Genomic DNA, 25,425 nt, shown 5'->3' on the forward strand with positions numbered 1-25,425 from the left:
GCGTCGGAGACACCTCCGAGAGCCAGATCGAATGGCAGGTGCACGCCTATGGCTGTTCGTCTGCAGGCGTGAGGTATCCGCTGGTCTGTCCAGCTCTTCCACATGTCCACAGACAAATGCCGGCCGGAACTGGTCGCGTCGAGCCTCAGGGCAGAGACGGCGACCCGCGCCGTTGGGTTGACGGAGGAGACGCGGGCCGCCCGTAGAAGCTCGTCGGCTGCTTGATCACTCCGGCTCGGAAACTCCGGCTGTTTTCGGTGCGAGTACGCTCCCGCGAGCGGTCGGCTCCGATTGGGGCGGAGTTCCGGGTTTGAGGGTGACGGAGGTGTAGTGGTTGGCGAAGAAGTACGAGTAGGACAGGCCTTCGTCGATGTTGCCGAACTCGTTGGTCTTCATGGTCATCAGCGCGGTCGTGCGGGTGCCGTCGCCGGCGTAGGCGGTGAACTGCTGGTTGGGCGTCAACCCGTCGGCCCCGATGGTGACTTCGTCGATGCCCGGGAGCGCCCGGATCAGGGCCGTGCCCCGGCCCGAGCTACCGAGGACGCGCAGGGCGAAGTGCTGCGTGCGCATGTCCAGACCTTGCCGGCCAAGGTTGTGTGTGCTGGTGGCCGGAATGCTGCGCGCCACGTACACCAGCGCCATCGGCGACTGGCCGATGGGGAGGGTCTTGATCACCGAGTTCGTGTGCGTGTCGATGACGTCGACCGCGTCGGAGTTCTGCAGGGCGACGTAGATCCTGGTGTTGTCGGGGCTCGGCCAGATGCCGTGGGGACCGTAGCCGTTGTTGTGGATAGTCTTCACCAGCGTGGGCGGCGTCCCGTTGTGCGACCGGCGGTACACCAGGGTCTCGTTGAGTCCGCCCACGGTCTGGTAGGCGTAGTCGACGCCGCCGACCGTGACGAAGTTGGGGTGATTGGTGCGCGGTCCCGTGTTCAGCACCGCTTCCACGCGGCTGGTGTTTGTGTTGACGACAGCGGTGGTCCGGCCGTTCTCGGGCATGCCGAGCCAGACCTCCCGGCCGTCGGGTGAGATGGCCTCGTCGGAGGACCCGCCGGCCTCGGCGGGGATCAGCACGCGCCTGATGATGCGGCGGGAGGCCACATCGATCACGTCGAGCACCTGGGTGCGCAGGTGGTTGACGTAGGCGAGTTTGCCGTCGGGGCTGAAGACCACCTTCGACGGCGCGTCCTCGGTGCGGATCCGGTCGACCTCCTTGCCGGCCCGCCAGTCGATCACCGAGACGTAGTCCTGGCCGCGCACCGCCACCCAAATCCGGGTGCCGTCGGGCGAGAAGAATCCCTCGTGCGGCGCCCGGCCGACGTAGACGGTACGGACCACCTTGTTGGTTGCGGTGTCGATGACGTGGACGGCGTTGGTGGTCACGTCGATCACGTTGAGCCACTTTCCGTCCCGGGAGAAGCCGAGGCCGTGTACGTCGATCTCGCCGTCGTACATCGCCCCCAGCACGTCCGCGTTGGGACTCAGCCGCGGCTTGCCGAAGGCTATGGTGCCCAGCACCGTGTTCGTCGCCGGATTGATGACACTCACCGTGTTGGAGGCCTGGTCGGCGGTGTACACCCGGTCGTTCCCCGATATCGGCTGCGCCCCCGGCAGCGCCGGGGCTGGGATCAGCGTGCCATGCAGTGAGGAGCTGGCGTTCGGCCCCACCGCGGCTCTCGGCACCGGATCCGGGTGGGAGGCCATGGATTCGTGCGTCCCGGTCGTCGCGCACCCCGCGATCGACGCATACACGACCGCCGCCACGAACGCGCGGGCTGAGCTGGACTTTGCATGCATGCTCGCTCCTTGTGGTCACGTCGCGGCCGCGGACGACCGCGTCGAGAGCTGCCTCCTGCGCTTGGCGGCTACGCCGCGCGGCGTAAGAGGTTGCGACAGGGACTAGTCGCTGCGTTCATCAAAGGCCGCTGGCGAGAGCAGCGCCTGTCCTCGCGGTGCTGAGGCCACCGCCTGCGACCGCAGGCACGCATTCCCGAAGGCGTGATCGATGACGCCTGGCGTCGGTCGCCTGAGTCATCGTCGAACCTTAAGGAATGTAACGGGCACTTTCGGCATGTTCACCTTGGCCGGAGGGTTTCACTCGGATGGCCGTCTGTCGGCGAACGGCGGGACAAGGAGTAAGCCTGAATCCACCGCGTGACGGTTGGTTGGGAGGCCCGGACGCGGAGAGGTGCCCGCTGCCTGGGCCGCGGGACGCCCTTCTTCTCCAGCCAGGACGCGACCGGCAGCGCAACATCGGCTCTCCGGGCCGTCTCGGACGCGAGATGCCGACTGGCCTGAGCGGCGAAGCACGCGGTAGCCGAACAGACCCGGACATGCCGACGGCCGTGCGCGGCGGCAAGGTCCGCGTAGTAACCGGCCGGTCCGAGCGCGGCGGCAGCGGGCAAGCCGAGACGAGCGGCGACCGCCGGAGCCCACCGGATCTGCGCAGCGAGGCCCGTTCGGCGCTGACGCTTGACTTCGAGCGTGGTCTCCTCCCTATCGTCATCCCATGTCGGACGGGAAAGGTTCGGGCGAGCCCGGAAAGCTGCCGCGCTCGCTGTACGAGCGGGAGCTGTACCGGCTCCAGACCGAGCTCGTGAAGCTCCAGGAGTGGGTACGCGCGGAAGGTGCTCGGCTCGTCGTGGTGTTCGAGGGACGTGACGCGGCGGGCAAGGGGAGCACGATCAAGCGCGTCACCGAACACCTCAATCCCCGGTTGGCGCGTATCGTCGCGCTGCCGCGGCCCACCGAGCGCGAGCGCGGCCAGTGGTATTTCCAGCGCTATGTCGAGCATCTTCCAGCCGCGGGGGAAGTGGTCCTGCTCGACCGGAGCTGGTACAACCGTGCGGGCGTCGAGCGCGTCATGGGTTTTTGCACCATGGAGGAATACCAGCGGTTCCTTCGCCAGTGCCCGATCTTCGAGCGGATGCTGGTGGAGGACGGCATTCTGTTGCGCAAGTACTGGTTCTCGGTGAGTGACGCGGTGCAGGAGGAGCGGTTCCGACGCCGACTGCAGGATCCCACCCGCCGGTGGAAGCTCTCGCCGATGGACCTGGAATCGATCACCCGCTGGGAGGCCTATTCGCGGGCGAAGGACGAGATGTTCGTCCATACCGACATCTCGGAGGCTCCGTGGTACGTCGTCGAGAGCGACGACAAGCGCCGGGCCCGGCTGAACATGATCGCCCATCTGCTGTCGACCGTGCCGTACGAGGCAGTCGCTCCGCCGGTGATCGAACTGCCTCGACGACCTCCGGCCACCGGGTACCAACGGCCGCCGAGGAACCTTCAGACGTACGTCCCCGACCACGCATCGCAACTCAGGAAGTGAGGCGAGGGGTCTCACACCACAAGGCCCCCAGAGGTACGACGGCCACCGGACAGTCGGCGTGGTGGAGCAGGGTATGAGCGACTCGGCCGAGCTGGAGTCCGAGGTGGCCGCGGCGGCGATGCGCTCCGACGACGATCAGGTCCGCGGCAGCCGAGCGCTGGACCAGCACTTTTGCAGCCGTTTCCTCGACCGCCGCCGAGTGCAGCCGGACCGTCGGGTGATCGCGTACGAACTCGGCCACGGCTTCGTCGATCAGGGTCGCCGCACGTTCCTTGTGGTACAGGTGCTCACTGGCAGTACGCCGGGGGTCGGCACGGTTGTGCGCGGGACAGCGCCAGGCATGTACGGCATCCAGGACGCAGCCCCTTGCCCCGGCCTCACGGAAGGCGAACCGGACCGCCGCCTCTCCTCCCTCCGATTCCCCGACACCCACGAGGATCCGCCCATGCGTGCCTTCGATACCGGCCTTGTCACCGCGCACGACGATGACGGGACAAGGGGCCCGCGCGGCTACGGCGAGACTGACCGAGCCGAGCAGAAGTCCGGTGAGCCCGCCACGGCCACGGGCCCCGGTGATCAGTGCCTCGGCGTTGTGCCCTTCGTGCAGAAGGGCGATCACCGCGTCCTCGGGCGTCACCTCGACCGAGACGTCGACGTCCGGATGGCGGCGGCGGGCACGCTCAGCGGCGGTTTCGGCGATGCTGTCGGCGAGCGCCTGTTCCGAAGGACGGCCGAGGCTGAGCGCCGGCGCGGCGCCCTCGTACTGCTCCCGCCTCGACGCGTACACCAGCCGCAGCGGCAGCCCATGAAGAGCCGCCTCGTCGACGGCCCAGTCGACCGCCCGCAGGCTGGTCTCCGATCCGTCCACACCCGAGACCAGGGGCAGCTCCATCATTTCCACCGCCTTCCACTCGACCGGGTAAGAAGTACCTGCCCTCACAGTTTCACTGGAGCGGGCCGTGCGTGAGGACCGGTTCGGCCCGGATACGGAACGTTCGGCCCCCTTCGTGGTCCGGCTGGTCCACACGCACGACATGCTCTTCGGCAGCGGCAGAAGAGACTCGACGGTGCTGGTTGCCGCCCCGGCGTCCGGCTGGCCCACAAGACACAGGAGGCCGATAGTGGAGGGAGGAGTGCAGGGGGTGGTGCGGCGCGAACGCGCGGAGGCCGGGCGGCAGTCCCGGAAGGGATGACACGACGGGGAGGAAGGTGCCGTCGATGTCGAATGCCACGAGCACCGACCTCTACGAGGTCACGATGGCTCAGTCGTATCTGAGCGAAGGAATGACCGGTTCGGCGACGTTCAGTCTGTTCGTGCGCAAACTGCCGCCGGACCGTGGCTTCCTTGTCTGTGCCGGGCTGGATTCGGTCCTCGATTTCCTCTCCGCCTATCGTGTAGACGCAGACGACGTGAATGTCTTCGCCTCTGTGATGGGACGACAGCCCGAGGATCTGGCACCGCTGCTCGGCCTGGAATTCAGCGGCGAAGTCCGGGCAGTACCCGAAGGGCACGTCGTGCTGGCCGGAGAACCCCTGCTGGAAATCACTGCACCCCTCCCACAGGCCCAGATCGTCGAAACCTACGTACTCAACCAGCTCAACCACCAGACCTCCGTCGCCTCCAAATGCGCCCGATGTGTCCTGGCCGCCGACGGACACCCGGTCGTGGACTTCTCCCTGCGCCGCACTCACGGCATCGAAGCCGGACACCAGGCCGCCCGGCTGGGTGCCATGGTCGGCTTCGCCGGAACCAGCAACGTGGCGGCGGCTCACTCGGAGGGCCTGATCGCGGTCGGCACGATGGCCCACTCGTACATCGAAGCGTTCGGTGCCGAGGAGGACGCGTTCCGGGCCTTCGCCCGGTCCCATCCGGGCCCGGTGACATTTCTCGTGGACACCTACGACACCGTGACAGGCGTGGCGACAGCGGCGCGCGTGCTGCGCGACCTGGGCCTCGGCCCGGGCTGCGCCATCCGGCTGGACAGCGGTGACCTCGGAGCCCTGGCCGTACAGGCGCGGACCATCCTCGATGCTGCCGGCCTCCAGGAGACACGGATTGTGGCGAGCGGTGGTCTCGACGAGTTCGCCGTGGACCGTCTGGTCCGCTCCGAAGCGCCCATCGATACGTACGCGGTCGGCACCCGAATCGGCGTCTGTGCGGATGCCCCCTACCTGGATTCCGCGTACAAGCTGGTCGAGTACGACGGCCGGCCGATGATGAAACTCTCTTCGGGCAAGGTGACGGCGCCCGGACGTAAGCAGGTGTTCCGAAGGCCGGGATACGCGGATCTGATAGCCCTCGTCGATGAGCAGCCACCGCCGGATGGCGTCCCGCTGCTGGAGTCGGTCATGCGGGAGGGGCGCCGTGTTTCGGAACGTGCAGAGCTGGACACAGCCCGGCAAAGGTTCATGACCGACCTCGCCGCACTGCCTCCCGCGGCCCGCACCATACGGGCGCCCATCGCGCCAGAAGCGGAACTCTCAGGACGCCTCAGCTCGCTCACCGCAGATGTCCGCCGGTATATCGAGAAGAATCTGCTGGGTGGCGCTCACGGAGCCGCCTGATCCGATCTCGCGATCGGGCGCAAGGAGTGACTCGGCCGACAGAGCCGTCAAGTGCTCTGAGATCGCAGAGCTTACCCACCCAGGGCCGGACGGGACCGCGGCAGGGGGCCGGTCGGCCCATGTCCATGAACCGGCCGTCCGGCGATGCTGAAACCGGAGGCCACAGAGGAGGACACCGATGAGCGCTTCTCCGACTCGCATCACCGCAGCCCTGCCTGCCCAGTACCGTGCCCGCCTGATGCAGATCGGACAGGAGGTCAATTTTGCGGAGGGAGTCCGCCTCTTCCAAGAAGGGGACCGCGCAGACCGCTTCTGGATCCTGCGCTCGGGCACCGTCACGCTGGACATCCGCGTACCGGGCAGTTCCCCGGCAGCGATCGAGAGCCTCGGCTCCGGCGAACTGGTCGGCTGGGCCTGGCTGTTCGAGCCCTACGTCTGGCACCTCGGAGCAGAGGCGATGACACCTGTCCGTACCCATGAGTTCGACGCGGCGACCGTACGCATGATGATGGACGCAGATCCCGCATTCGGTTCGGCCATCGGCCATTGGGTCGGGCAGGTGCTCGCCCACCGGTTGCAGGCCACTCGGATCCGTCTGCTCGATCTCTACGCCCCTCATGGCAGCGGCGGGTTTGTGTGAGCACGCCGCCCTGCCACCACCCAAGAGTCACGCCCGGAGTTCTTCGGCAGCACGATGGTGACCAACGGCCGTACCTGGCCCGCTCTCTCCGTCGAGCCGCGCCGCTACCGCCTGCGGTTTCTCAACGGCTGCAACGCACGCTTCCTGATCCTGAAGATCGTCACAGACCCGATGGCCCCTCGTCCCGCAGACCCGGTGCTCCCCTTCTGGCAGATCGGTTCGGAGGGAGGCTTCCTGCCCGCACCCGTGCAGCGCGACCAACTGCTCACCGCCCCCGCCGAACGCGCCGACGTCATCGTCGACTTCACCTCGATCCCGGTCGGCACTGATCTGTACCTCATCAACGAGGGCCCCGACGAGCCGTTCAGGGGTGGGAGAGCGGGCACAGACTTCCGGCCGGCGGCCCCCGGGACCACTGGACAGGTCATGAAATTCACGGTGGCACGACCGCTCGCCACGCCGGACAGGACCGTACCCCCCGCCCACCTCACCCTTCCGCCGTTCGAACCACTGGGTCCAGCGAGCCACACGCGGCAGGTCTCCTTGCTGGAGCAGAACTCCGCGGTCCTGCGGGGCGTGGGCCCCCGCGTGGTGATGCTCGGCACCGTGGACCGGCACGGAAACCCGACCCCCATGGGATGGGCCGATCCCATCACGGAGAACCCGGCACTCGGGGCGACCGAGATCTGGGAAATACACAACTCCACCACCGATGCCCACCCGATCCACATCCACGAGGTTCAGTTCCAGGTCGTCGACCGGCAGAGCACCGGGCACAGCGCAAGACCTCCAGAGCCCTGGGAGAGCGGTTTCAAGGACACGGTGATCGCCTATCCGCACGCCATCACCCGGGTCAGGGCCACCTTCGACCGGGCGGGACAGTATGTGTGGCACTGCCACATGCTCGAACACGAGGACAACGAGATGATGCGGCCGTACCGTGTCGGCCCTCACTGAACGCCAAAGCACCTCGCTCCACGCTGCCATCGCTCCAGGGCGGTGACGATTCACTCACCCGGCGTGTCGAGCCGGCGCCGACCGCCACCTTGTTCCGGTCGCTGGTGACCCGGCCCGGTTGAAGATCGTGCGGCAGCTCGCGGTCAGCGAAGCGAGGATGGTGGAGGTTCGAGCACTTGGCCTGTCTGTGCGAGTGCGGGCTGGTTGACGCCCGCCCGGTGCGCCGGGCGGGCGTGTTCACTCGCGCCCGGCCCGCGCTGCTGACCGCATCGGTCCGTTGGAGGTGGAGAGTGCGCTCATGGAGCACCGCCGTCGCGGAAGCGGGCGTCATCGGCCGTCCGGATCCTGTCGTGAAAGCGGTCGTCAAGCGGGAACGGCTCGTGCCTGCGGCTTTGCTGCTGAAGTCCGTCGCACTGGCCGCACGGCAGGTGACGGAGCTGAACGGCTACTGGAAGCATGGTGCCTTCGTCCCGGCCGGTGGTGTTCGGCTCGGCATCGCCGTGTCCCTGCGCGGTGGCGGGCTGACGGCACCGGCACTGGCGAACGCCGACACTCTGTCCCTGCCGGAGCTGATGGAGGCCCTCAGGGACCTGGTCTCACGGGCCCGCGGCGGGCGTCTGCGTGCCTCGGAGACAGCCGACCCCACGCTTACGGTGACGAACCTCGGCGACCAGGGCGTGGAGACTGTGTTCGGGGTGATCTACCCACCGCAGGTCGCGCTCGTCGGACTGGGGTGTGTCGTCGAGCGTCCTGTGGCCGTGGACGGGATGCTCACGGTGCACCCGACCGTGACAGCCACGCTCTCCGCCGATCACCGTGCAAGTGACGGTGCAACCGGCGCGCGCTTCCTGACGGCACTCGACCGACTGCTCCAACGACCGGAGGAACTGTGAACCGCGACGAGGCTTTCGAATTGATCAAGCAAGTCCTGACAGACGTGGTACCCGGCGCCGATCTCGCCGCGCTCTCACCCGACGAGAACTTCCGGGACGGTCTGGAGATGGATTCGCTGGACTTCCTCAATTTCGTCGAGGCACTGAGCGGGCGCACAACTCTCCCCCTTTCGGAGACGGACTATCACTTGCTGAACACCTTGAACGGCTGCGCGGACTACGTCGCCTCGCCCACGCCCACGGCGTAGACGGGACTGGTCGGCCCCGCAAGGGGCCGCATGGCCCCTCCTCCGCCCCTGCCCTGCAGGCCCAGGCTGAGAGCAGAGCGCAGACCTGCGGCGTGCAGGAGGTTCCCGCCATGAAGCACCTCGTGACAGTCGGCGTCGACGGCTCCCCCGAGAGCCGGGCGGCCGCCGTTTGGGGCGCTCGGGAGGCGTCCTTGCGGGAGGTGCCGCTGAGGCTCGTCCACGTCATCGACTGGCCTATCAGCCCCGCCGTTCCGCGGCTGGGCCGCGAGACGGCCGACCGATGGGCCGATGAGGCGCTCGCCGAGGCCCTGGAGGATGTACGCCGTCGGTACCCGCATCTGGAGAAAACCACCCGGCATCTCTCCGGCAGGCCGGCCGCAGCCCTGGCCGTCGAAGCGGCTGACGCGGGCCTGCTCGTCCTCGGTTCCCGCGGCCTGGGCAGTCTGGTGGGGTTCCTCGTCGGCTCGGTGGGCATGGCGACCCTCGTAGCCACCGAAACGCCGGTGACTCTCGTACGGGTGGCGGATGAGTTGGGGGACGCCGGGCCGACCCGGTACGGCGAGATGGTCGTGGGCGTCGACATCCATGAAGCACCCGACAGGGTTCTCGCCTTCGCCTTCGAAGAGGCCACCCGTCGCGGTTGCGCCTTGCGGGTGATTCAAGGCTGGAAGGTTCCTCCCGCCCAGAGGGGGTTCCCCTTCATCCACTCCGACGACGAGCGGGAAGTCGATCGGAGTGTCGGACAGATGCTGGACGAGCTGCTGCTGCCCTGGCGCCATAAATTCCCGTCGGTGAGCGTCACCCAGAATGCGTTCAAGGGACCCGCGAGCCGCCAACTCGTCCAGGCCGCGGCGGGTGCGGACCTCGTCGTCGTCGGCCGGCACCTGCGCCGCTCTCCTCTGGGTGCACACCTCGGGCCGGTGACTCATGCCGTCCTACATCACGCCGCCGCCCCCGTGGCCGTCATCGCCCACGGCTGACGGCCCTGAACGACGGCCCTGAACGAAAACGAAAGGGAAATCGGACCATGATGCATCGCACTGTCTCGGAAGTCATGACCCGGGCCGTGGCCACGGCCAGCCCCGAAGCGTCGCTCAAGTCGGTCGCCTGGAGCCTCGCCTACAACGATGTCTCGGCCCTGCCCGTCGTGGACACCCGCCACCACCCCATCGGCATCATTTCCGAAGCCGATCTGCTCCGCAGGCAAGCCGGAGTGCCGGACACGGAGGGCCGTGACCAGTTGCGCAAGGCGGCAACCGTGGACCGCCACACCATGGACGCCCGCACGGCCGGCGATCTGATGTCCACCCCCGTACTGACGGCCCGGCCGGAGTGGGGCATCGTCGAGACCGCTCGCTTCCTGCACGAACGGGGCGTCAAACGCCTTCCGGTGATCGATGAAACCGGAACGCTTGTAGGCATCGTCAGCCGCTCCGACTTGCTGCGCCCCATGCTCCGCCACGACGATGCCATACGCGATGAAATCGTTGACGAGGTACTGGGCCGGACACTCCGGATGACGCCGGGGGGCATGACAGTAGCCGTGCAGGAAGGAGTTGTCACCCTGAGTGGCGGGGTCGAGGAGCACTCATCCATCCCCATTATCGAACACCTATGCCTATCCGTCGACGGTGTCGTCAGCGTCGACCAGTCCCTCGAATACGCCGTAGACGACCTGGCTCCCGATCTCGATCCAGCTCATGACACGCGCGACCGCTGAGCACTCACGTCATGGGACGGGAAAGCCGACCGCTTCGCGTGGATCCCCAGGGCCGACCGGTCCCGGACAGGCACCGGGTGGTCCTACCGCCGGCACACAACCATGTCGACGCTCGGACATACACGGACCCTTGTTCCTGGAGGAATCATGAAACATCTGCGCACCGTCGACGACGTGATGACGCACGCCGTCATTTCGGTCAACCGCAGAGCGCCCTTCGAGGACATCGTCGAGACCATGCGACGTTGGCGGATCAGCGTGTCCGGCGGCATCGCCCACCTGCACGGCTCCATCCCCGACCCATCGCTCGACGACGTGCTGATCCGTATCGCACGCACGGTGCCGGGAGTCGTGGACGTGACGGCCCGGCTCGACGCCGAAGTCCCCGTCTGAAGGAGACGGACAATGAGGCATCGCAGCGTCGCCGACCTGATGACGCCCACGGCCGTCAGCGTCCAGCGCGGCACCACGTTCAAGGAAATCGCCCGGCTCCTCGACGAGTTCGGCGTCACGGCCGTGCCCGTCGTGGACGAGAAGGGATGTGCCGTGGGCGTCGTCTCCGAAGCTGACCTGCTCCGCAGGCGCAACGCCAGGAGCGGCGCAAACACCGCAGTCGGTCTCATGAGCCACCCGGCCATCACTGCGGCACCCGAGTGGAGCGTCGTCCGCGCCGCCCGCGTCATGGAGAAGCACAAGGTCAAGCGACTCCCAGTCGTCGACAACAACGGTCGGCTGATCGGAGTCCTGAGCCGCAGCGACCTCCTGCAACTCTTCCTGCGCAGGGACCATGCAATCCAGGAGGAGATCCTCGAAGAGGTCCTGACCCACACGCTCCGGCTCAGCCCGTCGTCTCTGACCGTCGAAGTCGCCGACGGTCTCGTGACCCTCAGCGGCACCGTGGGACGGCACAGCCTAGTCCCCATCATCCTGCGTCTGTGCCGGAGCGTCGACGGTGTCGTGGACGTGATCAATCGGCTCAACTACGAACAGGACGACATGCCGGTCGACGTACGAACGGGCATCCAGCGGTAGAAAATGACTGCGACACCTCGCGAAGTACCCGAGTTGATGACCTCGCAGGCCCGCACCGTCGCAGGAACGCCACCTTCAGATATTCGGAGGAGGCGAGCCCCTTGACCGCAATTCAGTCCCTGTCCGAGGAAGGCCATCATGAATCAACGCATCGTCGTCGGCCTCGATGGATCCGCGGAAAGCGTCGCGGCGGCCCACTGGGCCGCGCGGGAGGCACTCCTTCGCAGCGCACCGCTGCACCTTGTACATGCCGAAGAATGGTTTTCGCCCCTCAGCATTCCTGCCGCCAGGTCCGATCTGCGCCGCCAGTGGGCGCAGGCCCTCCTTCGCGAGGCTTCCAAGGAACTGCTGGAGAAGCACCCCCAACTGGACATCAGCACCGAATCGTTCGACGGGCAACCGGCCGACTCACTGGCCAGCACCACAGCCACTGCGGGCATGGTGGTCCTCGGCTCACGAGGGCTGGGCACGCTCAGGGGTTTCGTCCTCGGTTCCGTCGGCATGGCCGTCATCCACGCCATGGAGCAGCCCGTTGTCCTGGTGCGCGCGACAGAGGACGCATTGCCGCACGGTCAAGAATGCCACTTGGACCGCGACATGGTCGTGGGCATCGACATCAGCCGACCGTGCGACGCTCTCCTCGCCTTCGCATTCGACGAGGCATCACGGCGGGCCTGCACACTCCGTGCGCTGCACAGCTGGATGGCGCCTCCTCTGGCGGGTTCAGGGTCCGCGTACAATCCGGAAGTCCATGCGCAGATCGCTCAAAGCATGGACACCGGCCTGGACGCCATGTTGAAGCCCTGGCGGGACATGTACCCGGCGGTCAGCCTCGACGCACAGGTAGAGGTCGGACATGCCTCCGAGCAAATCCTGGAGGCAGGTTCCGAAGCAGGCCTCATCGTCGTCGGACGTCGCATCCGCCAGTCCTCGCTCGGCGCACACATCGGCCCGATCACTCACGCGATACTCCATCACTCCACCGCACCGGTCGCCGTCGTCGCTCACGAATAAGGTCTGTACGGGCTTCTGTTGCTCGGACTGCCGATGTGCATCGGTCTCGGCACCCTGCTGGCCATGGGCCTGCTCCCGGCGGTGTCGGGCTGGGCCGCACTGTACGTAGCGGCCGCACTCGCTCCGACAGACGCCGCGCTCGGCGCCACGATGATGGTCAATCCGGTGGTGCCCGCGCGGATCCGTCGGCTCATCAATATCGAGAGCGGTCCGAACGACGGTATCGCCACCCCGTTCGTCGTGCTCGCCCTGGCCGGAGTCGCCGCGGCCGGGAGTGCGTCGGACACCCATGCCTCCGGAAGTGCCCTCGTGGAACTCGCCATCGGCCTGGTCTACGGCACGGCGCTCGGGCTGACGGTCGGATGGCTGCTGCGCTCCGCCCTGCGCAGAGGCTGGGCCACCGAGGACGTAGCCGGAGCGGGCGTCCTGGCACTGGCCCTCCTGGGCTATTTCAGTCGCTGGACGACAGGCCCGCTTGGGGCTGTCGGGTCCCTGGTGGGGCCGTTCGACCCTCCCCGTGCAGGTTGAGTTCGGCAGCAGCCGCGTGCTGCTTCACCACGGCGAAGCTGTCCGGTGCCACTGAGATCGAGTCGATGCCGCTCTTCACCAGGAATTCCGTGAAGGCGGGGTCGTCGCTGGGGCGCCGGCCGCAGAGGCCGACCGTGCGGCCGACGGACTGGGCGCGCGGGACAAGGCTCTGGATGCTGCGCGTGACTGCGGGGTTGGTCTCGTCGAAGACATGGACGAGGGCTTCGGAGTCCCTGTCCACGCCCAGAGTGAGCTGGGTCAGGTCGTTGCTCCCGACGGAGAAACCGTCAAAACGCTCGGCGAAGTCCTCGGCCAGGATGCCCCGGGCCCTGGAAAACGAGTGCCTTCACGACGTCGCCCCTCTTCCTGTGTCTTCTCCGGTGAGGTTCCCCCTCAGGCTGACCCGGCGCGTGCCCACCCCGCATGGGCCGGTCGGTCCCCGCCGGGGCCTGTCGGGCCCATCCCGCCCCAGGGCCGGGGTGTGATGGTGAAGACGGCTGGCTGCTACCCACCGAAGTAAGGGGGCGGCGATGTCCGAGGCAGAACCACACCCGGCCGCACCCGCGTCGAGACCCGCGCTGCTGCGCTTTCTCGGCGGCGTCCGGACCGTCACCGGCAGCAAGTTCCTCATCGAGAGCGACCATGCCCGGGTCCTCCTTGACTGCGGCCTCTTCCAAGGCTTCGCGGACCTGCGCCGCCGCAACTGGGCGAAGCTGCCGTGTGACGCCTCGTCCATCCACGCCGTGGTCATCACCCATGCCCACCTGGACCACTGCGGCTATCTGCCCCGACTGGTTCGACACGGCTTCCGGGGACCGATCCTGGCCAGCGCCCACACCGCCCGGCTCGCAGAGATCGTGCTCCGTGACAGCGCGCGCCTCCAGATGGAGGCGGCCCAGCACGCCAACGAACACGGCTGGTCCAAACACCGGCCCGCCAGACCGCTCTATGACGAAACCGACGTCGACACCACCGTCAGGTTCTTCGACCCCGTCCCGGTCGGCAGCGAAGTCGAGATCATGGCCGGCACCCGGCTCACACTGCACCGCGGTGGACACATCCTCGGCTCGGCCTGGGCCCACCTGACCCTCGAGGACGGCCACACTCTCACCGCCAGCGGCGACCTCGGCCGCCCCGGCCACCCACTGCTGCTGCCGGCGGAGCCGTTCACCGGCGCTGACGTGCTGCTGACGGAGTCGACGTACGGCGACCGTCGTCACGAACCCGAGAAAGCCCAGGCCGAATTCGCGGCCGTACTCACACGTACCCTTGCGCGCGGCGGTACCGCCGTCATCCCCGCCTTTGCGATCGACCGCACCGAGGTCGTCCTCCACGAACTCGCCGGGCTGCGCCACAACGGGATCCTGCCACGGTCCGTTCCCGTCTACGTGGACAGTCCCATGGCTCTGGCCGCGCTCGACGTCTATCGCGACGCGCTGCGTGCCCGTTCCTCCGAGATCCGGCCCGAGATTCTCGCCCGAGGCGAACAAGCGATCAGCCCTGCCCCGTTCCTGGCCGCCCGGACCGTCCAGGAGTCCATCGACATCAACAGCACGCCCGATCCCGCCGTCATCGTCTCCTCGGCCGGCATGGCCACCGGCGGCCGGGTCCTGCACCACCTCCACCGGCTCCTGCCCAATCCACGCAATGCCGTCGTCATCGTCGGTTTCGCAGCCACCGGCACCAGGGCCCGCGACCTCGTCGACGGTGCCCACACACTCAAGATGTTCGGCGAATACGTACCCGTACGCGCGGAGGTGGCCGACCTCCCGCACTTCTCGGCACACGCCGACGCCGACCAGATCATGGACTGGCTGCGCGGCGCCCCCGCACCGCGCACGACCTATGTGGTCCACGGCGAGGAGTCGTCGTCCGATGCCCTGCGGGACCGGATCGACCGTGAGCTGGGCTGGACAGCGGTCGTACCCAGACCCGGAGAGGCCGTCCTGGTCCGCTGACCGGCGCCGGGCGGCTTGCGCAATCTGGCACCACGAGGCTCTCTCGCAGCTCGTTCCCCCCCGGTGCGAGGCTGCGAGTGAGGGAGGGGAGGCACACCATGAACTCCATGGAGTCTCCGCTCGTCGCAGATTCGACGCCATGGCCGCATCGGACCTGCTCAGCCCAACGACAGCAGTCGGCCACTCGCCCGCACCCATCGAGGAACCTGCCATGACCTCCGCCCGGTACACCGTCAACGACGTCATGACGAAGACCGTCGTCACCGTCACCCCCGACGCTGAATTCAAAGAGATCGCTGCCGCCATGGAGCGGTGGAAAGTCACCGCCGTGCCTGTCGTCGATGGCGGGGGCCACGTCGTCGGCGTCGTCTCCGAAGCCGACCTGCTCCCGAAGGAAGAGTTCCACGAGCACGGGCCCGGCATGATCGACCACATGCGCCGCCTGGGAGACACCGCCAAGGCCGGCTCGGTCCGGGCCGAGGAGTTGATGACGAGCCCCGCCGTCACGACCGAGCCCGGCGCGTCCCTCCCGCAGGCCGCCCGGCTCATGGCCGACCGGCACATCAAGCGCCTCCCGGTCGTCGACGCCGATGGCAGCCTCAAGGGCATTGTCAGTCGCGCCGATCTCCTCAAGATCTTCCTGCGTCCCGACGACGACCTCGCCGCCGAGATACGCCGCGAGGTCGTCGACCGACTGTTCCCCGCCTCGCGCCGAAACGTGAAGGTCAGCGTCACCTGGGGTGTAGCCACACTCACCGGTCGCGTCCGCGACGCCACCCTCATTCCCGTCGCCGCCCGCCTCGCTCAATCCGTGGAAGGCGTCGTCAGCGTGGACTGCCGGCTCGAAAGCCAGGCATCCGCCTAGACCTCGATGGTCCGGCATCCGCCTGGACAGGGAAGGGATGTGGCCCTGCCGAGGGGCCATCCGGATCCGACCGAGGGACGAACGGCCCATACGTACAGGGCGGCGATCCGCTTCATGCTGAAGCCATCGACCATTCCCGACTCCCCGGGAGACCTACGATGCTCACCAGAGCGCTCGACGACACCACACTGGCCGACCTCGTCGCCGATGCCACCGCCGCCCCGTCCATGCACAACGCCCAACCCTGGCAGTTCCGCTACACACGCCACAGCCGCACCCTCGCTCTCCGGGCGGACTTCGAGCGCGCGATGCCGGAGGCCGACCCCGCCACCCGTGCACTGCACGTGGGCTGCGGCGCGGCCCTGCTGAACCTGCGGGTGTCCGCCGCCCACCACGGCCTGGACGCGCTCACCACACTGCTGCCCGAACCGTCGCACCCGGCCGCACTGGCCACCGTCCGTCTCGACGTCCGCCCCGACGCTCCACGGGAACCCGCCGATGAAGCACTCGCCGCTCTCCACCCCGCGATCCGGGACCGGCACACCAGCCGCTATCCGTTCGACGAACAGGTGATCCCTGAAGACGTCCGCGCAGGCCTCGCCGACGCGGCCCGTACCGAGGGCGCGGACTTCTCGTTCCTGACCCCGATCCACCTGGAGACCGTGCTCGAACTCATCCGGGACGCCGAGGGGTACGACCGCGGGGACCCGGCACGGGAGGCGGAGCAGGAGCACTGGACCCGGAACACAAAGACCGAGGCACCCGTGGACGGAATCCCCGACTACGCCTTCGGCCCCCGCGACGCCTCCGAACGAGCCACCACCCGCGACTTCGCGGGAACCGGGGTCATCCCGGGCCGAGCCCGTGTCCTGTTCGAGAACCGACCTCAACTGGCTTTGCTGAGCACCCTGGGTGATCGCCCCACGGACTGGCTGAGCGCAGGTCAGGCCCTGGAACGCGTTCTGCTCACCGCCACGCTCCACCAGGTGTCCACCTCGTTCGCGACCCAGCCCCTCGAGTGGCCGGACCTGCGGTGGCTCCTGCGCGATCCGGTCTACGGCACGGGACACCCGCAGATGATCATCCGTCTGGGATACGGGCCGAGCGGGCCACGTACACCGCGACGTCCACTCGACGAAGTACTGACCATCGAACCGTAGAAACTCGCGCCGCATGCATCGAGGCAGGCAGCCACCCGAACAGGAAAGGCGGTGGGAGCGACGCAGCTCCCGATAGTCGTCGGAGTGGACGGATCGGAGGGCAGCCTCCGTGCCCTGGACTGGGCTGCGGCGGAAGCGGCACGCTCACGGCGCCCCCTGCGCGTCGTCCATGCGTCGTTGTGGGAGCGCTACGAAGGCATGCGTCCCACCTTCGACACCGAGCGTCCGGCCGAGCAGGTCCTCGCCGAGCATCTCGTCGCGTCCGCACAGGAACGTGCGCAACGCCTCCATGCGGAGGTGAGCGTGGTCGCCGACATACAGCCCGAAGACCCGGTGAAGGCGCTCACGCACGAAAGCCATGACGCAGCCCTGGTCGTCCTCGGCTCCCGCAGCCGCGGCCGGATCGCCGGGATGCTCCTGGGGTCCGTAAGCCTCGCCCTCGCCGGCCGGTCCCACTGCCCGGTTGTCGTGATCCCGGCGGCAGCACCGAACGCTCAGCCGAAGCCGGGCCGCATCGTCGTCGGAATCGGCGACGCCGCAGGACCGTCGGCAGCCGCCCGTTTCGCACTCGACCAGGCGACATCGCGCCACGGCGAGCTGACCCGTCGCCGTCGTCCCGGACGCCCGCTGAGCGCGGCCGCGACACCGGCCCCCAAGGGGTGCCTTTGATCAAAGGTGGGGAACGAGGACGACCGGGCAGTGCGAGTGGTGCGGGACAGCATGCGTCACGCGGCCGAGTGGAGAGCCAATGGAGTGGGAACGCCGACGGGATCCGATGACAATCACGTCAGCGTCGGCGTGCCACCAGCACCTCAGAGACGGATCCGGCACGAACGACGTGCTTGGCGCCGATCTGCGCTACCGGTTCCGGAACTGCTCGGACAGCTCGGCTTCCACCTCGTCCCACTCCTTCTCCCACCCCACGCACCTGATGCTGTCCACCAGTTTCGTGAAGAATTTCCACACTGCGATGAAAAGTCCCGTCGCCGCTGTGAAGGTCCCTGCTGCAGTCATCCATGCAGACGCAACGGCCTCACCTGGCGTTGCGGGTCCCCTGCTGGTGGCCACGCCTTGAGCAGTGGTCCAGATCGGTACGGTGGTGCCGGCCGGGCTGCCCGCCCAGACACTGACCACTGCCGTGCGCGCGATACCGTCGGGCTGTGTCCACCGTACGGGAGCACGCACCGTTGTCTGCCCGATGGCAGCTGCAGCAGCAGGGCCGCCGGCATCGGAAATGAGCCGTGCCTCGACCTTCCTTGCATCGGAGAGCGTGGCGGCACGACGAGTCTCGGCGTCGTGCACCGCACGGCCCGTGGAGGCCGACGCCAGGGGTGCCGCCAGTAGAAAAACCACAACCAAGAGCACCCTGCCCCAGCGCTGGATGCGATCCGAGGCGCGGATCGGCAGCCTCCGGGTGCCGGTGCGGGGCGCGCCGTGTCCTTGGCCTTCTCCGGGGGGCATTTCTTCCATCATGATCCGGCCTCATTCCCCTGTGACACCGTTCCTTGCCCGTAGTGCATCGCGAAGCGTGTGGGCAGGAGCGCGTGCCACCATCCTGCACGCCCCGTGCGGCCCGCGGCATGGGCTGAGCGGGTCGCGAGACCAGGCCGGTCGGCCCAAGCGCCACGCATCCCGGCGGCACACGATGGAGTCGAAGGAGAGCACGCGGCGAAGAGCACGCAGAACAGCGGCGGCCTGATGACCGGAGCGGATGCACGAAGGATGTGTGCAGCATGGTGCACGAACAGAGCCACTCATCGGACAGCAAGCCGGACAGAACCCCGTCAGGAGACCTGGGCCGACGGGTGATGATGCGCCGCGAGCAGCTCGGGCTCAGCCGTGAGCAAGTGGCCGAGCGGGCCGGATCGGCGCCCGGTTACATCCAGTACGTCGAGGAGCGGCAGGCCACACCCGGCATCGGGTTTCTGCTGCGACTGGCCCAGGCGCTGGAGACCACCGTGGCCGAGCTGACCGGCAGCACAACGGAGCTGCCCCCAGGCATCGGCCGCGCCGGCTATCACACCCAGTTGCTCGAACTCGGCCCCCAGGAGTGCCACCGATTGTTGTCCACCCACGGAGTGGGCCGGATCGGTGTGACGACGGACGACGGGCCGGCCATCTTGCCAGTCAACTACGTCGTGGATGGTGACCGGATCGCCTATCGCACTGCTCACAACACGCTGCCCGCAACCGCAGCGGACCATCCGGTGGCCTTCGAAGTGGATCACATCGACGAAGCGCTGAGCCAAGGGTGGAGCGTACTTCTCGTCGGTAGGGCAGAAACCGTCACCGATCCCGAAGCCTCGCGCAGGCTGGACGAACTCGCGTACACCACTCCGTGGGCCGGCGGCCCGCGGAATGTATGGCTGACCATCACCCCCTCCCGCGTGACCGGGCGCCGCATTCGCGTGCTCAAGAGCCACGCTGCTCCGACTGGTGGTGAACCCCGAGATCCCTCGACGTGATGCCGCCAGGGATCTACGGCAAGGCCCAAGCACCCGATGTCGCAGGTTCCGCCCAATGGCGTGCGGCGTATGGGCAAGGCGTGGATTCCGTTTTGCACCACGCAGCACGGCCGAGCGCTCCTCCGAAAGCGCGCATATCGTTCAGAGCAGGCGGGCGGGTATACATCGCCGGCCAGGAACGGAGGGTCCATGTCAACGGCCAGGAGCCTGCTCGATGTGATCCCGCCCGAGAGCCGGGCTCGCTTGCTCGACGAGGCGGCCCGCGAAGTGCCTCTGATCCTCGACGAACGCCTCTTCGAGGAAGGCAGACGGGCCGACCGCTTCTGGGTCCTCCGCTCCGGACAGGTCGAGGTCGACATCCGTGTGCCCGGCCGTCGCGCGGCGGTCATCGAGACGCTGGGGCAGGACGATCTGCTGGGCTGGTCCTGGCTGTTCTCCCCGCACGTGTGGCATCTGGGTGCGCACGTGATCCGGGCGGGACAGGCCGTGGAATTCGATGCAGCTGCCGTCCGCTCGTTGTGCGAGGCAAATGCGAAGCTGGGCCGGGCGGTGTACAAGTACGTCGCCGAGACGGTGGCGGAGCGCCTGTACGGAACACGGACAAGACTGCTGCAACTGTACGGTCCCCGGGCCGAGGCTCCTGAGGCCTGAACGGTCCGGGGCGGGGGGCCGTCCGGCCCTGGTACGTCTCTCCTGTGCGGACCCACGATGGGTAAGGGGTTGGACTGCGCAGCCCGTCGACAGCGAGGAGGGCCACCATGAGCGAAGAGACGGGATTCTCGGCGCAGAATCCGATCCGCGTGTTCCTGCTGGACGACCACGAGGTCGTCAGGCGCGGGGTGCAGGATCTGCTGGACGCGGAACCCGACATCAAGGTCGTCGGCGATGCCGGCACGGCCGACCACGCACTGTCCCGCGGCCCGGCGCTCCGCCCCGACGTCGCGATTCTCGATGTGCGACTGCCGGACGGCGACGGGATCACGGTCTGCCGTGAGCTGCGCTCACGGATGCCGGAATTGGCCTGTCTGATGCTTACCTCGTTCGACGACGACGAAGCGCTGCTCGACGCCATCATGGCCGGCGCGGCCGGCTACGTACTCAAGGAGATCAAGGGGGCAGACCTCGTCACCGCCGTCCACACACTGGCTTCCGGGCGCTCGACCCTCGACCCGTCAACCACGGCACGGCTGATGAACAGCCTGCGCGAGGAGGAACTCGGCACGGCACCTACGGAGGACGACGCGCTGTCGGGGCTGTCCCCGAGGGAGAAGGACGTCCTCGCGCTGATCGGTGAAGGACTGACCAACAGCCAGATCGGCAAACGCCTCTACCTGTCCGAGAAAACGGTCAAGAACCACATCTCCCGTCTGCTGGCCAAGCTCGGTGTCGAGCGCCGCATCCAGGCGGCGGTGATCGCCGCGCACGCCACGGAATCCGCGCCGCCCGGTGCCGGGCACCATCAGAGGTGACCGTGCGGCCCCAAAACCTCAAGACAGCCGCAGTGGCACACGCCAACTCAGCCGGGTGCCGCCCGGCGCCGACGCCCCCACATTCATCTCGCCGCCGAGTTTCTCGGCGCGCCGTGCGAGGTTGTCGAGCCCGCTTCGGGCACCGCCGTTCTCGGGCATGCCCACACCGTCGTCGTGCACGACCAGGTTCAGTGCCCCGTCACCCACCACCAGCGAAATGTCCACCGCAGTCGCCCTCGCGTGGCGGGCGACGTTGCTCAGTGCCTCGCCGAGGACCGCGATCACCTGGTCGGCGATCTCGGCCGGCACATCCGTATCGATCAGACCGCCCATCCGCAGGGACGGCTGGAAGCCCAGGGTCCGTGCGGCCTGCTCGACCGTGGTCGCCGTCCGGGCGCGCAGCCCCTGGCCGGCCCGGCCCGAGTCACGGGCGCGGAGTCCGAAGATGGTGGACCGGATGATCTTGATGGTCTCGTCCAGATCGTCCACCGCGCGCAGCAACCGCTCGCTCGCCTGTGGCTGTTCCACGAGCCGCACCACGCTCTGCAGCGTCATCCCGGTGGCGAACAGCCGTTGAATGGCCAGGTCGTGCAGATCCCGGGCGATGCGGTCGCGTTCCTCCAGCAGGGCGATCTGCTCGGCGGACTCGCGCCGTTCGGTGAGTTCCATCGCCAGGGCCGCCTGTCCGGCGAACATCAGCAGGGGCGTGGTCTCCGAATCGGTGAAGGCTGGACGGTTCCGTACCCGGGCCAGCAGCAGTACCCCACGGGTCCGCTCCCCCGTCACCATCGGGACCGCGACAGCCGGGCCGAGCCCGGGCCACCTCGGGGGGCCTTCGGTGATCCTGGGGTCGTGTGCGACATCCAGGCTGGTGATCGGTTCGCCCGCGTCGAGAGCCGCGCCGACGAACGATCCCTCACGTGGCAGGATCAGACCGCGATGCATCTCGGCGTCCACGCCCGATGCCAGTACCACACGGAGGGACTTTCCCTCGGCGCCGGCGGGAAGTGCCAGGACGCCGAGATCCGCGCCGAGAATGCGCGAGGAGTGATCGACGATCATGTGCAGGATGTGTGCGTCGTCCTCTCCGCTCAGGAGACCCGCGACGATCTCGCTGTTGGCTTCCTGCCAGCGTTGACGGTCGCGCGTCTGCGCATACAGACGGGCGTTCTCGATGGCGACTCCCGCTGCCACTGCGAGTGTCGAAAGCACGGTCTCGTCCTCGGCGTCGAATTCGCGGCCGCCCCGTTTCTCGGTGAGATACAGGTTGCCGAACACCTTGTCTCGGACCCGGACGGGAACCCCCAGGAACGAGTGCATCGGGGGATGGTTCGGCGGAAACCCGTAGGACGACGGATGCTCGGAAATTTCTGTGAGCCGCAGCGGCTCGGGGTGGCGGATCAGCTCGCCGAGGATGCCGTGCCCTTCGGGCAGTGGGCCGATGGCCTCGCGCTGCTTCCCCGTGATGCCCACCGGCAGGAACTGCGTGAGCCGGGTTCCCTCACCAATGACTCCCAGGGCTCCGTACTCGGCATCGACCACAATGACCGCAGCCTCGACGATGCGGTGCAGCACCTGGGGCAGGTCGAGCCCTCTGCCCACTGACATGACGGCGTCCAACAGGACGGTCGCCTCGGCAGGACCGCGCTTCACGGTGTCGAGGCGCCCCTGGAGGTCCTCCGGCAACGTTCTCAGCCTACGGCGCTCCTCGCCGCAGCGTTCAGTTCTGTTGTCGCCCACGGTGCCTCCGTCTCGCCCCGCACATCCCGGGGCCGGCCACACCTCCACGTTAGTGGCCGCGCGCCGAGAAGCACCTGGTGGAAGTGACCCGGGCGGGTGCCATACGCCCATGCGGGCCGGGCTGCGAGGCCCGGAACGGTGACGCAGAATCGGAGAGAGGAAGTCACCCGGGCCCGGGACCGCGCTGCGACGGCCGGGCCGTCACCGACACAGGGACATTGGGTGAGGGTGATGGCGGTGCCCGATTCCGCTCGGGAGGCGGCACGGCAGCTGGTTTATTACGGCCCGTTCGACCAGCGTGTGCCCCCCCCCCAAGGAGGTGCTGCGGCACATCTGGCAGTTCGCCGCCTCCGAAAGCTGCGGCGCCTGCTCACCCTGCCGCGTGGGCTCGCGCTGTGGCCTGGAACTGGCGTCCGCCGACACTCCGCCCGGACATGAGTGGAAACGGCTGTCGCATGTCCTGGCCGAAGCGTGCCTGTGCGCCTTCGGGCGGCGGATCCCACCTGCCGTGCACAGCCTCGCCCGCGCCTACGGAGGCCGACTGGCGGGATGGGACCCATGCATCACACCGCAGTCCTGCGCCGCAGGCCGCACCCTCGCCGAGATCATCCTCCCCGCTGGCAGCGTCATCCGCGAAGGCCAACCCACCGTCCCCGCATCGGAGATGGGCTCCAGCCCGGCAACGAACTCCTAATCGTCTCCCACGGCGCAACCGATCAGGAGATCCATGCCGCCTTCCAGTAACGGCCGCAGCCCCAGGACGGGGCCCACAGTTCACAGCCGAACGATCACGAGGGTGGTGTGCACGGACGAACGAGCAGAGGTGCGGGGGGAAGCCCCCCTTGTGCGATACCCCACTGGGGGCCGCTGCGACTCATCGCCCCTTACGGGGTGAGGCGTCAAGGCGGCTGCGGTGCAGGGCTCGAAGGAGACGGCCATGACCATTGCACGGGAGATCATGCACACGCCGGTGCAAACTGCATCGATCCCTCAGGATCCACGCGGACAGAGCCCATGGGTTCGGGCACGCCCAGAATCGGTCCTCCTTGAAGCCAGTGTGGATTCTTCGTATCCCGTACGCATGCCGGCGAAGAGGAGCCACCACTTGAGCCCTCGCTGCGAGAAGGTCGATGACCAGGTCACAGCTGCCGCTGTACAGCCCTGCCGGATGCGGCTGACCGGACCCGCCCCCGGTCCTGGGGTGACCGGCGAGGGACCGAACAGCCACCGTGTGGACACCAGAGGGCCCGAACGGCCCGAGGAGCGAGACCAATGGGCACTGGCGCACTACCGATACGCGTGGAGAGTGGAAGAGTCCCCAGGAGGTGAGCCACGATGATGTACTGGAATGGTGGTTGGGCCTGGCTGGCCCTGATGCCCCTGCTGTGGATCGTGTTGATCGGCCTTGTGGTGTGGGCGGTCTTGCGCCTGACGCAGCACTCGGCTGGTCACCACGACGCCACGGACCCCCGGAAACCACCGAGGGAAACGCCAGAGGAGATCCTCGACCGCCGCTTCGCCTCCGGCGAGATCGATGCGGAAGCGTACACCGAGGCACGCAAACGTCTCTCCGCCCACCGACCGGGACCCCGGTGACCAGGCTGCGGGGCCGTTGGTGCCGCTCACCGTGCTGGTTGCGGCGGTGGTGATGCTGATTGCCTCGATCGTGTGAGCTGCCGACAGTGACGTCGGGCGATCCGGCCCGCCGGGCGAAGAGGGTAACGCACTCCCTCTCCAGCAGGACGGCATCTTGAGCCGCCGCGTCCTGCTCGTCCTCGACGCCCTGCGTGCAAAGGGGCCGGGCAGTCCGTCGGACGTCCAGGGCCGGCGCGGACTGCCCTCTGGCCAGGCGGCGGTCTTCTGAGTGACGCGCGGATCGCCCGACGGCCTACGTCGTCCCGCGCCCCTGCGCGGTAGCAGGAGGGTCACCGTCGGGAGGCAATGCGGGTGGGTTCAGCGACGCAGGATCGCCAGGGTGTGTTCGCGGTCGGCCGGCCGGGGCCGGTTGTTCGGCAGTTTGGCCAGGAGGACGTCCATGCCGCATGTGTTGGTGAGGGCGAAGAAGACGAGCCCGCTGGCGACTCCCGCCGAGAGCAGCTGCCAGGCCTTGTGGCACCCTGCCACCTCGAGACTGGCATAACCCAACAGCAGTCCGGCCTCGGCCGCGCTGAGGATGCCTCGGCGGGCTCACCGCGGATCAGAGCGCCTTCGGGCCTCTGTCGCTGCCCATTCAGCCGCCTGCCGAGCCTGCGACGAATCGTTGACGCCGACCACCACAACGCCCGCCAGCTGATGCCGATCATGTTCAGGCGTGATCCACGAGTTGTGCAAAGCCCTTCTGGCGCGCGCAGTGTGCGCAGCAGAAGAACTGTCCGCCCGATTGAAGGCCATGGCCGAGGATGCGGCATTGGCAGTTCTCGCAGTTTGGTGCCATCTTCTGGGCGGCACACTCGATGCTGTCGAATGTGTGGACGACTCCTGCCGCATGCACCTCGAACGCCATCTCGTAGTCGTTGTTGCAGACCTCGCACACGGCCATGAATGACCAGCTCCTCACGGGTACACCGATACGTCCGGCCATTTCGCCGATCCCCTGCGAACGTAGCGAGAAAGCTCATCGAACCTGCGGCGGCACGTTCATCCGCATATGGCGGGCTGGAGGAAGTCATTCATATGGGCGCGGTGAGACTCCCGGTGATGCTCGTTCGAGAAGCCAGTCAGCTCCGACGATCTCCAGGAGCTGCGGCTGTTGCGCGACCTCAGCCCTGCCGGGATCGACATTGCGGCCGGCGAGCAAGGCGTCGCCCCTTCCAGTGGAACTCGTCCCGGCCGCCAGGCTC

28 protein-coding genes and 1 pseudogene are annotated in these 25,425 nt (G+C 67.8%); 21 read left to right on the forward strand and 8 right to left on the reverse strand.

All coding sequences use genetic code 11. The annotated features are described in order from the left end of the window. Positions 1–225 precede the first annotated feature (225 nt). Complete coding sequence (locus OG953_RS03540; RefSeq protein ID WP_405682436.1) at positions 226–1,797, reverse strand: hypothetical protein; 1,572 nt, start codon at positions 1,795–1,797, stop codon at positions 226–228. A gap of 712 nt (positions 1,798–2,509) precedes the next feature. Between OG953_RS03540 and ppk2 the strand changes: the two genes are divergently transcribed. Continuing rightward, on the forward strand, positions 2,510–3,331 hold the full coding sequence (gene ppk2, locus OG953_RS03545) for a polyphosphate kinase 2 (protein WP_405682240.1): 822 nt from the start codon (positions 2,510–2,512) through the stop codon (positions 3,329–3,331). On the opposite strand, the gene OG953_RS03550 is transcribed toward ppk2, so the two are convergent. Then, entirely contained in the window at positions 3,321–4,223 is a 903-nt protein-coding gene (locus OG953_RS03550) for a universal stress protein (RefSeq protein WP_405691584.1), read from the reverse strand. The genes ppk2 and OG953_RS03550 overlap by 11 nt on opposite strands. 326 nt (positions 4,224–4,549) lie before the next feature. On the opposite strand from OG953_RS03550, the gene OG953_RS03555 reads away from it, so the two are divergent. From OG953_RS03555 to OG953_RS03605, 11 genes are all read left to right on the forward strand, one after another. Then, positions 4,550–5,896 carry a nicotinate phosphoribosyltransferase gene (locus OG953_RS03555; protein ID WP_405682437.1) on the forward strand — a complete coding sequence of 449 codons (1,347 nt, stop codon included), beginning with the start codon at positions 4,550–4,552 and terminating at the stop codon, positions 5,894–5,896. A 178-nt stretch (positions 5,897–6,074) separates the two neighbouring features. Further along, positions 6,075–6,536, forward strand: coding sequence for a cyclic nucleotide-binding domain-containing protein (locus tag OG953_RS03560; protein WP_405682241.1), 462 nt, complete (start codon positions 6,075–6,077; stop codon positions 6,534–6,536). A 54-nt stretch (positions 6,537–6,590) separates the two neighbouring features. Further along, complete coding sequence (locus OG953_RS03565; RefSeq protein ID WP_405682438.1) at positions 6,591–7,493, forward strand: multicopper oxidase domain-containing protein; 903 nt, start codon at positions 6,591–6,593, stop codon at positions 7,491–7,493. Positions 7,494–7,783: 290 nt separating this feature from the next. Further along, positions 7,784–8,386: a 2-oxo acid dehydrogenase subunit E2 gene (locus OG953_RS03570; RefSeq protein WP_405682439.1), complete on the forward strand. Its 603-nt coding sequence runs from the start codon at positions 7,784–7,786 to the stop codon at positions 8,384–8,386. Further along, a complete protein-coding gene (locus OG953_RS03575; RefSeq protein ID WP_405682440.1) occupies positions 8,383–8,634 on the forward strand; it encodes an acyl carrier protein in 252 nt (83 codons plus the stop codon). Before OG953_RS03570 ends, OG953_RS03575 begins: the two co-directional genes overlap by 4 nt. Positions 8,635–8,744: 110 nt before the next feature. Further along, positions 8,745–9,614 (forward strand): universal stress protein, encoded by an 870-nt coding sequence (locus tag OG953_RS03580; RefSeq protein ID WP_405682442.1) that lies wholly within the window; start codon positions 8,745–8,747, stop codon positions 9,612–9,614. A gap of 47 nt (positions 9,615–9,661) precedes the next feature. Then, the gene (locus OG953_RS03585) at positions 9,662–10,354 is read left to right on the forward strand and encodes a CBS domain-containing protein (RefSeq protein WP_405682444.1); all 693 of its coding nucleotides are present in this window, start codon (positions 9,662–9,664) and stop codon (positions 10,352–10,354) included. Positions 10,355–10,501: 147 nt separating this feature from the next. Next, positions 10,502–10,747, forward strand: coding sequence for a hypothetical protein (locus tag OG953_RS03590; protein ID WP_405682445.1), 246 nt, complete (start codon positions 10,502–10,504; stop codon positions 10,745–10,747). A 12-nt stretch (positions 10,748–10,759) separates the two neighbouring features. Then, the gene (locus tag OG953_RS03595) at positions 10,760–11,386 is read left to right on the forward strand and encodes a CBS domain-containing protein (protein WP_405682446.1); all 627 of its coding nucleotides are present in this window, start codon (positions 10,760–10,762) and stop codon (positions 11,384–11,386) included. A gap of 138 nt (positions 11,387–11,524) precedes the next feature. Then, complete coding sequence (locus OG953_RS03600; RefSeq protein ID WP_405682448.1) at positions 11,525–12,400, forward strand: universal stress protein; 876 nt, start codon at positions 11,525–11,527, stop codon at positions 12,398–12,400. A gap of 18 nt (positions 12,401–12,418) precedes the next feature. Further along, positions 12,419–12,928, forward strand: a complete 510-nt coding sequence (locus tag OG953_RS03605; protein WP_405682449.1) for a cation:proton antiporter — start codon at positions 12,419–12,421, stop codon at positions 12,926–12,928. Here OG953_RS03605 and OG953_RS03610 read toward each other — a convergent pair. Further along, positions 12,852–13,247: a putative PEP-binding protein gene (locus tag OG953_RS03610; RefSeq protein ID WP_405691600.1), complete on the reverse strand. Its 396-nt coding sequence runs from the start codon at positions 13,245–13,247 to the stop codon at positions 12,852–12,854. The two genes, OG953_RS03605 and OG953_RS03610, sit on opposite strands and share 77 nt — an antisense overlap. Positions 13,248–13,458: 211 nt before the next feature. Here OG953_RS03610 and OG953_RS03615 point away from each other — a divergent pair, with 211 nt between their 5' ends. From OG953_RS03615 to OG953_RS03630, 4 genes are all read left to right on the forward strand, one after another. Next, positions 13,459–14,886: an MBL fold metallo-hydrolase RNA specificity domain-containing protein gene (locus OG953_RS03615; protein WP_405682450.1), complete on the forward strand. Its 1,428-nt coding sequence runs from the start codon at positions 13,459–13,461 to the stop codon at positions 14,884–14,886. A gap of 211 nt (positions 14,887–15,097) precedes the next feature. Further along, positions 15,098–15,751: a CBS domain-containing protein gene (locus OG953_RS03620; protein WP_405682451.1), complete on the forward strand. Its 654-nt coding sequence runs from the start codon at positions 15,098–15,100 to the stop codon at positions 15,749–15,751. A 158-nt stretch (positions 15,752–15,909) separates the two neighbouring features. Continuing rightward, the gene (locus OG953_RS03625) at positions 15,910–16,911 is read left to right on the forward strand and encodes an Acg family FMN-binding oxidoreductase (protein WP_405682452.1); all 1,002 of its coding nucleotides are present in this window, start codon (positions 15,910–15,912) and stop codon (positions 16,909–16,911) included. Positions 16,912–16,962: 51 nt separating this feature from the next. Next, positions 16,963–17,580 (forward strand): universal stress protein, encoded by a 618-nt coding sequence (locus tag OG953_RS03630; RefSeq protein ID WP_405682454.1) that lies wholly within the window; start codon positions 16,963–16,965, stop codon positions 17,578–17,580. Here OG953_RS03630 and OG953_RS03635 read toward each other — a convergent pair whose 3' ends face one another. Further along, entirely contained in the window at positions 17,581–17,742 is a 162-nt protein-coding gene (locus OG953_RS03635; protein ID WP_405682455.1) for a universal stress protein, read from the reverse strand. A 27-nt stretch (positions 17,743–17,769) separates the two neighbouring features. Next, positions 17,770–17,925: a hypothetical protein gene (locus tag OG953_RS03640; protein WP_405682456.1), complete on the reverse strand. Its 156-nt coding sequence runs from the start codon at positions 17,923–17,925 to the stop codon at positions 17,770–17,772. 719 nt (positions 17,926–18,644) lie between these two features. Between OG953_RS03640 and OG953_RS03645 the strand changes: the two genes are divergently transcribed. The 3 genes from OG953_RS03645 (at position 18,645) to OG953_RS03655 (ending at position 20,845) form a co-directional block, all read left to right on the forward strand. Continuing rightward, positions 18,645–19,376 carry a helix-turn-helix domain-containing protein gene (locus tag OG953_RS03645; RefSeq protein ID WP_405682457.1) on the forward strand — a complete coding sequence of 244 codons (732 nt, stop codon included), beginning with the start codon at positions 18,645–18,647 and terminating at the stop codon, positions 19,374–19,376. A 189-nt stretch (positions 19,377–19,565) separates the two neighbouring features. Then, a complete protein-coding gene (locus tag OG953_RS03650) occupies positions 19,566–20,027 on the forward strand; it encodes a Crp/Fnr family transcriptional regulator (RefSeq protein WP_405682459.1) in 462 nt (153 codons plus the stop codon). 107 nt (positions 20,028–20,134) lie between these two features. Further along, positions 20,135–20,845 (forward strand): response regulator, encoded by a 711-nt coding sequence (locus OG953_RS03655; protein WP_405682460.1) that lies wholly within the window; start codon positions 20,135–20,137, stop codon positions 20,843–20,845. An 18-nt stretch (positions 20,846–20,863) separates the two neighbouring features. On the opposite strand, the gene OG953_RS03660 is transcribed toward OG953_RS03655, so the two are convergent. Then, positions 20,864–22,531, reverse strand: coding sequence for a GAF domain-containing protein (locus OG953_RS03660; RefSeq protein WP_405682461.1), 1,668 nt, complete (start codon positions 22,529–22,531; stop codon positions 20,864–20,866). 373 nt (positions 22,532–22,904) lie between these two features. Between OG953_RS03660 and OG953_RS03665 the strand changes: the two genes are divergently transcribed. Continuing rightward, positions 22,905–23,279, forward strand: coding sequence for an NADH-ubiquinone oxidoreductase-F iron-sulfur binding region domain-containing protein (locus OG953_RS03665; RefSeq protein WP_405682463.1), 375 nt, complete (start codon positions 22,905–22,907; stop codon positions 23,277–23,279). Positions 23,280–23,920: 641 nt separating this feature from the next. Continuing rightward, positions 23,921–24,181 (forward strand): SHOCT domain-containing protein, encoded by a 261-nt coding sequence (locus OG953_RS03670; protein ID WP_405682464.1) that lies wholly within the window; start codon positions 23,921–23,923, stop codon positions 24,179–24,181. Positions 24,182–24,538: 357 nt separating this feature from the next. Here OG953_RS03670 and OG953_RS03675 read toward each other — a convergent pair. After that, positions 24,539–24,739, reverse strand: a pseudogene (locus tag OG953_RS03675) (transporter); the annotation flags it as partial. A 151-nt stretch (positions 24,740–24,890) separates the two neighbouring features. Beyond that, positions 24,891–25,124 carry a hypothetical protein gene (locus tag OG953_RS03680; RefSeq protein ID WP_365689956.1) on the reverse strand — a complete coding sequence of 78 codons (234 nt, stop codon included), beginning with the start codon at positions 25,122–25,124 and terminating at the stop codon, positions 24,891–24,893. Positions 25,125–25,425 lie beyond the last annotated feature (301 nt).

Source organism: Streptomyces sp. NBC_00057, assembly GCF_045041165.1.
Classification (GTDB): Bacteria; Actinomycetota; Actinomycetes; order Streptomycetales; family Streptomycetaceae; genus Streptomyces.

Excerpts from the sequence above, each read along its gene's own strand:
- OG953_RS03540 (WP_405682436.1), bottom strand. The coding sequence starts at position 1,797 with ATGCATGCAAAGTCCAGCTCAGCCCGCGCGTTCGTGGCGGCGGTCGTG.
- ppk2 (WP_405682240.1), top strand. The coding sequence starts at position 2,510 with ATGTCGGACGGGAAAGGTTCGGGCGAGCCCGGAAAGCTGCCGCGCTCG.
- OG953_RS03550 (WP_405691584.1), bottom strand. The coding sequence starts at position 4,223 with ATGGAGCTGCCCCTGGTCTCGGGTGTGGACGGATCGGAGACCAGCCTG.
- OG953_RS03555 (WP_405682437.1), top strand. The coding sequence starts at position 4,550 with ATGTCGAATGCCACGAGCACCGACCTCTACGAGGTCACGATGGCTCAG.
- OG953_RS03560 (WP_405682241.1), top strand. The coding sequence starts at position 6,075 with ATGAGCGCTTCTCCGACTCGCATCACCGCAGCCCTGCCTGCCCAGTAC.
- OG953_RS03565 (WP_405682438.1), top strand. The coding sequence starts at position 6,591 with ATGGTGACCAACGGCCGTACCTGGCCCGCTCTCTCCGTCGAGCCGCGC.
- OG953_RS03580 (WP_405682442.1), top strand. The coding sequence starts at position 8,745 with ATGAAGCACCTCGTGACAGTCGGCGTCGACGGCTCCCCCGAGAGCCGG.
- OG953_RS03585 (WP_405682444.1), top strand. The coding sequence starts at position 9,662 with ATGATGCATCGCACTGTCTCGGAAGTCATGACCCGGGCCGTGGCCACG.
- OG953_RS03590 (WP_405682445.1), top strand. The coding sequence starts at position 10,502 with ATGAAACATCTGCGCACCGTCGACGACGTGATGACGCACGCCGTCATT.
- OG953_RS03595 (WP_405682446.1), top strand. The coding sequence starts at position 10,760 with ATGAGGCATCGCAGCGTCGCCGACCTGATGACGCCCACGGCCGTCAGC.
- OG953_RS03600 (WP_405682448.1), top strand. The coding sequence starts at position 11,525 with ATGAATCAACGCATCGTCGTCGGCCTCGATGGATCCGCGGAAAGCGTC.
- OG953_RS03615 (WP_405682450.1), top strand. The coding sequence starts at position 13,459 with ATGTCCGAGGCAGAACCACACCCGGCCGCACCCGCGTCGAGACCCGCG.
- OG953_RS03620 (WP_405682451.1), top strand. The coding sequence starts at position 15,098 with ATGACCTCCGCCCGGTACACCGTCAACGACGTCATGACGAAGACCGTC.
- OG953_RS03625 (WP_405682452.1), top strand. The coding sequence starts at position 15,910 with ATGCTCACCAGAGCGCTCGACGACACCACACTGGCCGACCTCGTCGCC.
- OG953_RS03640 (WP_405682456.1), bottom strand. The coding sequence starts at position 17,925 with ATGACTGCAGCAGGGACCTTCACAGCGGCGACGGGACTTTTCATCGCA.
- OG953_RS03645 (WP_405682457.1), top strand. The coding sequence starts at position 18,645 with ATGGTGCACGAACAGAGCCACTCATCGGACAGCAAGCCGGACAGAACC.
- OG953_RS03650 (WP_405682459.1), top strand. The coding sequence starts at position 19,566 with ATGTCAACGGCCAGGAGCCTGCTCGATGTGATCCCGCCCGAGAGCCGG.
- OG953_RS03655 (WP_405682460.1), top strand. The coding sequence starts at position 20,135 with ATGAGCGAAGAGACGGGATTCTCGGCGCAGAATCCGATCCGCGTGTTC.
- OG953_RS03670 (WP_405682464.1), top strand. The coding sequence starts at position 23,921 with ATGATGTACTGGAATGGTGGTTGGGCCTGGCTGGCCCTGATGCCCCTG.
- OG953_RS03680 (WP_365689956.1), bottom strand. The coding sequence starts at position 25,124 with ATGGCCGTGTGCGAGGTCTGCAACAACGACTACGAGATGGCGTTCGAG.